Raw genomic sequence first — 8,645 nt, 5'->3', positions numbered from 1 at the left:
CTCGTGCATCTACCTCTAGCTTTTGGGATTGATTGAATTCAAAGTCAAATAGTCGACCAAAGTAGTTGGAACAGATTCTCTTTCCAGCAAAATTAAAAATTGCTGAAGCAAAATCATTTCTGCAACATACAATAGAATGATCCAGGAGTCCAATAGAAGGCTCATGCCAAACATTGACAGTTGAGAACCTCTATACATTGGATCTCTACAAAATTTGAAAATGCCTGTATGGAGCCAAGTCGCTTCAGGTTGGATAAATAGCCTGATCTTCATCATTCTTGCCCAGCCAAGTCTTTTAAAACCACGCCACATTAGTGCTAGGCCGAGCACCACTAAAAAAATCCAATAATGGAACAACTTGTTGTGTGATGATATTTATAGACTCCAATAAGTTTTAAAAGAATTATTGAAATTATAGTTCCGATAAGTAGCCAGCTGGACCCTAGTTGAATGCTGTGAATTATAAAAGCTTTGGACCCGAATAACCTAGTGTAGAAGATGAATTTATACTGTAACCAATAAATCAAACTTTCATGCAGAATTCCTAGAAAGATCAGGGAAAATATTAAAAATTCGGTACTCACGATTACCTAGGTGACTTGATATTTGGAATTGTTTTGCCAGAAAAAGAAGAGCCTGCCCTTGATTCACATATTCACTCAAATTTTATCTTCAGTGAAATTAAGTATTGTCGAATAGTATGTCAAAAGTTGAATTTGCAATCACGATAGGAAATTTTGATGGCCTTCATTTAGGGCATCGAGCTCTTATTGAAACTACACTACAGGCTTCTCATTCATTCGCCGGCAAATCTGCCTTGGTCACTTTTGATCCTCATCCTCAAGAAGTACTTGGTAATCGGCCAGTTGAAAGAATCAATTCTCGTTTTCATCAAGAACAACTATTAAATCAGGCTGGTCTTGATGAGATAAAAACGCTACCGTTCACTAAAGAACTTTCTGAGCTTTCTCCAGAGGGTTTTGTGAGACGCTTTCTGGTAGAGCCCTACAATCTCAGTCAAGTTGTAGTGGGTTATGATTTTAGATTCGGTTGTCAACGTGCCGGTGACTTTAAAACTTTGGAAACCTTAGGAAAACAACTTGGTTTTCTAGTTCAAGAGGTGCCACCATTACAATTAGGTGGAAAAACTGTCAGTTCTACGCTTGTTAGGCAAATGATCAGGAAAAATCAATTTGAGCAACTTCCAATGTATCTTGGAAGATCTTATGGGATACGTGGATCAGTGGAAATTGGAGATCAAAGAGGCAGGATTTTAGGCTTCCCCACTGCGAATATTAGCCCGAATGTGAATCTGGCTCTCAACAAGGGTGTTTACGTAAGCAGAGTCTGTTGGCAGGGAAGACGGTTTTTGGGGGTGACCAATTTTGGTACAAGACCTACATTTCACAAAGATCAAACTTTGTTGGAAACCCACTTGCTTGATGAAAAGATTGATTTGTATGGAGAGATTATTGAAGTTCAACCTTTAGCTTTTTTGAGACAAGTTGTTAAATTCTCAGGTCCTGATGAACTCAAAGCACAAATCGTTAAGGATATTCAGCAATCAAGAAATTATCTTGAGCGGAGCAAACAAATTTTAGAAAAGCCTAATTGATTTTCGTTACGATATTCGAATTTAAAGATTCAATGCTATGAGTGAATTCCCCGAAATCATACCAATCTTCCCACTGTCCGGTACGATCCTTTTACCAAACACGATCCTACCACTACATATATTTGAGCCTCGGTATCGGGAAATGATTGAATTTGCTATGGAGCATGATCAAGTCATTGGAATGGTACAACCGATTGAGCAGGAGCAGGACAACACCTACGAAATTGGTTGTTTAGGTAAGATTGAACAATGTCAACAACTTCCGAATGAAAATTATTTGATTCGTTTGAACGGTGTAATAAGATTTCAAATTGAAAAAGAGTTGGACGTCACTACTCAGTATCGGCAAGTGGTTTCTAATTATTCAAACTTTATAGATGATTTGGAGGAAGGTAATCAGGATCTGGACAATCCTGAATTGCTTTATGAGGGGTTTCGTAATTATGCAGAGAAGAAAAATATCCAAATTGAATGGGATAAACTTAGAACAATACCAATTCACTATTTGGTAAATATTCTCTGCATGAATTTAGATTTTACTAGTATGGAAAAACAAGCTCTATTGGAAGCTAAGAATCTTCCACATAGATGGGATACGCTCATCGCACTTATAAACATGGCGATAGCTGATAATTCAGATCAGCCTTCAACCAGTGAGTGTGTAAACTAAATTGAAATAAACAAATGCTTATCATTAATTTCACTAAATATCTTACGGCTTTTTCTCTTTTTCTAATGATCCTAAAGTCAAATTTAGTAGCAAATGAGAAAAAAGCACCCGAACAGGATTATTTTCAAGCAAACCCGATTATTGCTGAAATCAATGGAAAAATAATTCGATTTGAAGATCTTCGAGATAAAGCTGCACAAGATGCCGCGCAAGCACTCTATGACCAGTTGGCTAGACTCCTTCCAAATCTCGTTTTAAATGAATTAGCGAAATCTGATTCTGAAATTGATCCTAATCCTCAATTTACCATCAGTGATGACATGGTAACTCTGTTTTACAAACAGAACAGTTTAGAAAATCGTGGAAGCATAGATGATCTCAGACCACAAATTCGTGATTATTTGGCAAACCAGTTACAGCAGGAAAGTGTTTATCGTCAGTACAATGAAGCATTATCCAAGGGACTGGTAAAGTCTTATTTGCAAGCACCATCTGAGTTTCTGTTGGAGACAAACGTTGGGCAGGGTTACGTACGAGGGAACAAGGAAGCAAAGGTAATTCTACTTGAGTACTCAGACTACCAATGTCCCTTCTGCGCTAGAGTGCAGCCAACTTTGACACAGTTGATTAAAGAGTATGGAGACCGGGTGGCTTTTGGATACCGTCATTTCCCTTTGCCATTTCATAAAGAAGCAGATGAGGCTGCAATTGCTGTTGAGTGTGCTAGAGATCAAGGAAAATTTGAAACACTCCATGCTTTATTGTTTAAGAATCAGAAAAACCAGTTTGTAGAAGACCTTATTGGCTATGCTGACGAGATTGGAGTGGAGAATTTTGATCAATATGAAAAATGTATCGCAGAAGAAAAATATCGTTCACGAGTTTTGGAGGATATGAAAGCTGGTCAAGAGGCTGGAGTGACGGGAACTCCTGGTTTCCTAATTGGTACATTTGATCCAAAGTATGGCCGAGTTCGTGGTGAATTGCTGTCAGGCGCAAGACCCCTCCAAGACTTTAAAAAAGCCTTAGAAAAGTATCTTGATCGGTAATCTTGATGCTCAATCCTGACCAGCAGTCGTGCCTTTCAGCCTGGGATGAAGTCACCTCGCCAAAGATACTGGTTCTTGGCGATTTGATGCTCGACCGTTACTCTTGGGGAACAGTAGATCGAATTTCACCAGAGGCTCCAATTCCTGTATTGAGGCTAGCCCGTGAGGAGGAGCGCCTAGGGGGTGCTGGGAACGTTGTGATGAACCTGAAGACACTGGGCTGCAATGTGACAGTCTCAGGTTTGATTGGTAAAGATTCCATTGGGAATCAGATTCTTGAAATTTTATCGAAGGAAGGATTTGACAATAGTGGGGTTCAGCAAGAACGTGATTACCCCACTGTCTTGAAGCATCGGATGATTGCAGGGCATAACCACCTACTGCGCCTCGATCATGACCCTCCGGCAAGTTATCAATATCTCAACTACTCTAACTTACTAAGATGGCTAGATTCTATTTTACCTAGCCAACAAGCCTTGGTGATATCCGATTATAACAAGGGTACACTTCATCCTTCGCTCATCAAATCAACAATCCATACTGCAAATTTAATAGATATTCCAGTGCTTGTAGACCCAAGAAATCTGGGAGACTATGAGATTTATGAGGGATGTAGTTGGATTAAACCAAATCGAAAAGAGGCCAGTGCTGCTACAGGTATTAGTATTAAGGACCAAGAAAGTGCATTAAAAGCTGCTGGAATTCTTCAACAAAAGCTTAACGGTGCTATCATCACACTTAGCTTGGATAAAGATGGACTTTTACTTTTTCAGTCCTGTGAAGAATTCATCTTTTTTGGCACAGAAGCCCTTGAGGTTTTTGATGTCGTGGGTGCCGGTGACATGGTGATTAGTATCTTAGCAATGCTCATTTCCAGTAAAGTTACTCCTTCTATAGCTGCCCATTGGGCTCAACTTGGGGCAGCAATGGCAATTCAGCATGTTGGGGTCGTTTCTTTTGAAAGAGAAGAAATTCGTAAGAGATTTGTGTATGGCCATACATCTACAAAAATTGTCTCATTAAAAAGGCTTCAAAAAGAATTAGCACTAAAAGATGAATCTCCTTTGGTGATCACAAATGGCTACTTTGATAAGCTTTCCTCAACTCATCTGAAATTCCTAGGGCAACTTCGAAAGTTCAAAGGTTTTACTGTAGTTGCTATCAATAGCGATGCTTCAATTCAGCGAAAAAAAGGAGGACCACCTTTACTTGATGAAATGGAACGCGCCAGATTGCTGGCATCCCTACAAAGTGTGGATAGAGTCCTGATTTTCGAAGACGATAACTGTTGTGAAGTTTTTCGGTGTCTGAAACCACAAATTGTTGTGAAAGGAACTCGTTATCAAGATAAACAAATTGAAGAGTCCCAGGTGATTGAAGAAATAGGCGCTTGTGTTGAATTTCTTCCAGAATATAGTTTGTAAAATGAACTTTCTTCCAAAATTTGATCACCAAAAAAGATACCTGCCGATTAGTCAATACTACCGTGAAAAATTTGGATTTCGAGTACAAAAAGTAAGTGTTTCTGTTGCTAAGACTTGCCCAAATAGAGAAGGCTTAGCTGGAATGAAAACCTGTATATTTTGTGATGAGTGGGGTTCTGCACCTGCCTTTGTGCAAGCTGATTGGCCGATGTTGGATCAGCTGAAATACCACAGAGAGCGAATTAGGAAGCGATATAAGGCAAATAAATTCCTGCTCTACTTTCAAAGCTATACAAATACATTCGGAAGACTTTCAGAGCTAAAGAAACATTGTGAAGAGGCTCGTCAACAAGAAGACATCGTAGGTATCGTTATTGGTACCCGTCCTGATTGCTTGCCAAAAGGAGCCTTAAACTTTTTTGAAGAACTTGCTGCGCAAACTTACTTGTCAATTGAATTAGGTATTCAAACATTTGATGACCAGCAGTTGATTTTTTTGCAAAGAGGACATGATAGGGAAGCGGCTATCCGGGCAATCAAGCAACTAAGAAAAATTCCAAATTTAAATATCTGTGCGCACCTTATCTTTGGAATTCCGGGTGAATCAAATCAACAACTGATTGAAGCTGCAAATTTACTGAACGAACTATCTGTCGATGGGGTAAAGTTGCATAATTTGCATGTTCTCAAGAATACCCCCTTGGCTGAAGAGTATAGTTCAGGAAAATTTTATCCAATTGATTTACGAGACTATGCAGAGCGAGTTGTTCTGTTCTTGGAAAACCTTGATCAAAGGATATCAATTCATCGACTTACAGCTGTTGCACCTCGCTGGGATGAATTAATTGCTCCTCAATGGACAAAAGAAAAAATGCGGCCTGCTCAATATATTGAAAACTTATTAGCAACACGCGAAACTTGGCAGGGTCGTATATTAGACACTGTTTCATAACTTAAAGGAGAACTTGCAGTCAAAAGTTCAGGCAGATTTAGTTGTGGTGGGAGCAAAAGATGGGAAAGCTAGTCGAATAGCTCTCTATGATTTACGTGAAAAATCAAGCTTAGCTGATTACGTGATGATATGTGAAGGACGCTCTCAGCCTCATTGTCGAGGTATTGCAGAAAAGATTCAGGAAAAGCTTAAACTCACTAAAATCAGGCCTCTTGGAATTGAAGGTGAAATGGAGGGGACTTGGATCTTGCTGGATTATGGGGACGTGATTGCTCATATTTTTCATCCAGATATTAGAACCTACTATAAACTTGATGAGCTTCAACCAGGACCTCCCTTAGAAACTTGGGATGAAGAGTGATCGGCTTTTCTTAGAACATTTAAGAGCTGCCCTTAAGCAATCTACACTTCTAGAGTATCCAGAGTTGAGTCGATTGAATACCTGGAAATTAGGTGGGATAGCACTGGCTTTATTGAATGCAGAATGTGAAGCAGATATCTGCTCGACAACACTGAACTGCCTTCTTAATGGTGTGCCCTGGCGAGTGATTGGTAAGGGGTCGAATCTGCTGATGCCTGAATTTTGGCCAGGTGTTCTAATCAGGTTGGGAAAAAATTTTAGAAGATTGGAAATGGTAGATCAGGATTCATCTGCAACTTTTGGAGCGGGAATGGCTGATGCTACGGCTGCCCAAAAATTAAGTCATAAAGGCTGGTCAGGTCTTGAATTTTTGATTGGAATTCCAGGCACCATAGGTGGGGCTGTTTGTATGAACGCAGGTGCACATGGATCTGAGACCAGTGACTTTCTGAAAACTGTTGATTGGCTTGATGAGAAAGGGAATTGGCGAAGATCAAATCGAGACGAACTGAACTTTACATACAGATCATCACCTTTTGATTCGAGTGAAAAAAAAGTGGTTTTGATGGCAAGATTTTCCTTAGTCCCAAAAAATCCTGAAGAAGTTCGTCAAAAAATGGCTAAATTTCACGCCTTCAGAATTGAGAGACAGCCTCAAAAACAACCAAACTGTGGTTCAGTTTTTAGAAATCCACCAAATGAGATTGCAGCTGAACTTATTGAAGCTTCTGGATTGAAGGGAAAGATCTTTGGTGGTATGCAAATCAGCCAAAAGCACAGCAATTTCATGGTCAATCTTGGTGGGGCCACATCAGATGATGCTTTGAAACTAATTGGATTTGTCAAAGATAGAATTTGGATTGATCATAAGATTGAATTGAGAACCGAAGTTCATACTCTTGCTTAGAGAGAATTTTGGAATTGTTCCACTAGAATGACTCTAGTGGATTGTCGGGGAATGGAAGCCAAGGCTATGCAAGATCTAAAAAAACGCCCAACAAGGCGAAACCCTCAAAAACCTAGCCGAAAGATTACCCCTGTTACGATCAAAAAAAGTGACGGGCGTCGAATCATGGTTATGCCTGAGCAGATTCCCTCTAGGATGAAGCGGCAAAAGAAAACTACCTCTGTAAATTCTGTTTCCTTCTCAGATTCACTTAAAATTCTGGGCGCGTTGTCCTTGACAATGTTGAGAATGATCCCATCGATGGCTTTGTTATTAGCTGTTTCTTGGCTAGCTTGGGGTACTTTTCAATTGGCTCCTAACTTATTTCAACAGCAACTACAGCAGCTTAGTGTTGAAGGGATCCAACTGTTGAGTGAAGATGATATTTTAAGTGCGGTCGAGTTGCCCTCATCAAATAACTTGTCGACACTTGATCCCTATGAACTGGCTGCAAAAGCAAACATGAACACAATTGTGAAAACATCTCACGTAAGGCGCTACTTTCCTGACCAACTCCATTTCTTTATTGAAGAATTCGGTACTAAAGCAACTATCGAACATCACGGTAATCTTTTTCTGATCGATGAAAATAGAAATCTACTGATGGAAGTCAAGAGTGATGGAATCATCAATCCTCCAGTTCTTAGAGGTTTTGATCGACAGGATCTATCTGATTTCACAGATTCCTTTAGGTTGGGCCAGGCTTTGAGATTTCAGGATTCATTACGATTAAACGAAGCATTCAGACGAAATATTCAATATATCGATGTCGAAGAACCACTCAACGTCAAGGTTAAGTTGTTTAATGAACCAACGATCATCTATTTTGGTAGTAATTTCTTTGTAGAAAGGGTTGAAATTTTTGAGAAAGTTTATGGTCCCATTCAGGAAAAACACAAACTTCCCCAACGAATTGACCTGAGATACCACAACAAATTGATTGTCACCCCCTGAAGAGTTGAGAATATTATAAATTAAAGGTGGAAATATGATCCCAGGTTGGTAGGATATCGCAAATTAAGATTTCGAGATTATCCGAATTTCTTTCGGTGCAGGATGCAAACGAAGATACCATTGGAGGTTAATTGGAAACTGTTAGTCGAGAGCAAATCTACTCCATCATAGCTGAAGAACTTGGCAATGATCATTACATTCAGGACTTAAGGCAAAAGGCTCTTGAAATTGCAGAAGGCGATCCGAGTAAAGCCCAAGAAGTTTATGTGGAGTATAGACTTAAACAACTAGAAGAGAAGATACGGGAAAGTGAACAATCAATACGCTCGTTGAGAGAAACCTGGAAGCGAGAAAATGAACAAAGGACTCAAGAAGCCCACAGACTAAAGTTGAAAGAGCGGAGCGTGCTCAGAACAGACTGGAACCAGACAGAGGAAATCAAACTGAGAAAAGCTAGTAACTGGGTTTTTTTTGCCCCAGTAGTGTTGGCAAGTGTTGTATTGATTTATGGTCTAGTGAGCTTTTAATTTGGCATTGGCGCCTAAGCATTGTTAAGTTTATGGATGAGTAGTTTCAAAGAAATTTCTAACATCCTTTTGGATTTACTGTAGCAAAGCGTTCTACGGTGCAATCGGGCCAGGTAATGCCTGAGTCGACTATTGAGTGATTCGATC

At 39.7% G+C, this 8,645-nt stretch carries 10 protein-coding genes; 9 read left to right on the top strand and 1 reads right to left on the bottom strand.

Annotation, left to right across the window (positions count from 1 at the left end; all coding sequences use genetic code 11):
• The first annotated feature begins 700 nt into the window (after positions 1-700).
• The 9 genes from P8O70_08875 to P8O70_08835 all read left to right on the top strand — a co-directional run bounded on the left by P8O70_08875 (position 701) and on the right by P8O70_08835 (position 8,498).
• Positions 701-1,615 carry a bifunctional riboflavin kinase/FAD synthetase gene (locus P8O70_08875; GenBank protein ID MDG2196989.1) on the top strand — a complete coding sequence of 305 codons (915 nt, stop codon included), beginning with the start codon at positions 701-703 and terminating at the stop codon, positions 1,613-1,615.
• Between the two features lie 37 nt (positions 1,616-1,652).
• On the top strand, positions 1,653-2,285 hold the full coding sequence (locus tag P8O70_08870) for an LON peptidase substrate-binding domain-containing protein (protein ID MDG2196988.1): 633 nt from the start codon (positions 1,653-1,655) through the stop codon (positions 2,283-2,285).
• A 14-nt stretch (positions 2,286-2,299) separates the two neighbouring features.
• The gene (locus tag P8O70_08865; GenBank protein MDG2196987.1) at positions 2,300-3,334 is read left to right on the top strand and encodes a thioredoxin domain-containing protein; all 1,035 of its coding nucleotides are present in this window, start codon (positions 2,300-2,302) and stop codon (positions 3,332-3,334) included.
• 5 nt (positions 3,335-3,339) lie between these two features.
• Positions 3,340-4,758: a PfkB family carbohydrate kinase gene (locus P8O70_08860; GenBank protein ID MDG2196986.1), complete on the top strand. Its 1,419-nt coding sequence runs from the start codon at positions 3,340-3,342 to the stop codon at positions 4,756-4,758.
• Between the two features lies 1 nt (position 4,759).
• Positions 4,760-5,710, top strand: coding sequence for a TIGR01212 family radical SAM protein (locus tag P8O70_08855; GenBank protein MDG2196985.1), 951 nt, complete (start codon positions 4,760-4,762; stop codon positions 5,708-5,710).
• Between the two features lie 13 nt (positions 5,711-5,723).
• The gene (rsfS, locus tag P8O70_08850; protein MDG2196984.1) at positions 5,724-6,071 is read left to right on the top strand and encodes a ribosome silencing factor; all 348 of its coding nucleotides are present in this window, start codon (positions 5,724-5,726) and stop codon (positions 6,069-6,071) included.
• The gene (gene murB, locus P8O70_08845) at positions 6,061-6,978 is read left to right on the top strand and encodes a UDP-N-acetylmuramate dehydrogenase (protein ID MDG2196983.1); all 918 of its coding nucleotides are present in this window, start codon (positions 6,061-6,063) and stop codon (positions 6,976-6,978) included. The genes rsfS and murB overlap by 11 nt, the downstream gene beginning before the upstream one ends.
• A 27-nt stretch (positions 6,979-7,005) precedes the next feature.
• Positions 7,006-7,971, top strand: coding sequence for an FtsQ-type POTRA domain-containing protein (locus P8O70_08840; GenBank protein ID MDG2196982.1), 966 nt, complete (start codon positions 7,006-7,008; stop codon positions 7,969-7,971).
• A 131-nt stretch (positions 7,972-8,102) separates the two neighbouring features.
• Positions 8,103-8,498 carry a hypothetical protein gene (locus tag P8O70_08835; GenBank protein MDG2196981.1) on the top strand — a complete coding sequence of 132 codons (396 nt, stop codon included), beginning with the start codon at positions 8,103-8,105 and terminating at the stop codon, positions 8,496-8,498.
• 14 nt (positions 8,499-8,512) lie between these two features.
• Here P8O70_08835 and P8O70_08830 read toward each other — a convergent pair.
• A partial coding sequence (locus tag P8O70_08830; protein ID MDG2196980.1) for an IS1 family transposase occupies positions 8,513-8,645 on the bottom strand: 133 nt, incomplete at its 5' end.

This window comes from SAR324 cluster bacterium (genome assembly GCA_029245725.1).
Classification (GTDB): Bacteria; SAR324; SAR324; order SAR324; family NAC60-12; genus JCVI-SCAAA005.
The sequence above is the reverse complement of the archived record's forward strand: the minus strand, read 5'-3'. Positions and strand labels throughout refer to the sequence as shown.

Excerpts from the sequence above, each read along its gene's own strand:
- P8O70_08865 (MDG2196987.1), top strand. The coding sequence starts at position 2,300 with ATGCTTATCATTAATTTCACTAAATATCTTACGGCTTTTTCTCTTTTT.
- murB (MDG2196983.1), top strand. The coding sequence starts at position 6,061 with ATGAAGAGTGATCGGCTTTTCTTAGAACATTTAAGAGCTGCCCTTAAG.
- P8O70_08870 (MDG2196988.1), top strand. The coding sequence starts at position 1,653 with ATGAGTGAATTCCCCGAAATCATACCAATCTTCCCACTGTCCGGTACG.
- P8O70_08840 (MDG2196982.1), top strand. The coding sequence starts at position 7,006 with ATGACTCTAGTGGATTGTCGGGGAATGGAAGCCAAGGCTATGCAAGAT.
- P8O70_08875 (MDG2196989.1), top strand. The coding sequence starts at position 701 with ATGTCAAAAGTTGAATTTGCAATCACGATAGGAAATTTTGATGGCCTT.
- P8O70_08855 (MDG2196985.1), top strand. The coding sequence starts at position 4,760 with ATGAACTTTCTTCCAAAATTTGATCACCAAAAAAGATACCTGCCGATT.
- P8O70_08860 (MDG2196986.1), top strand. The coding sequence starts at position 3,340 with ATGCTCAATCCTGACCAGCAGTCGTGCCTTTCAGCCTGGGATGAAGTC.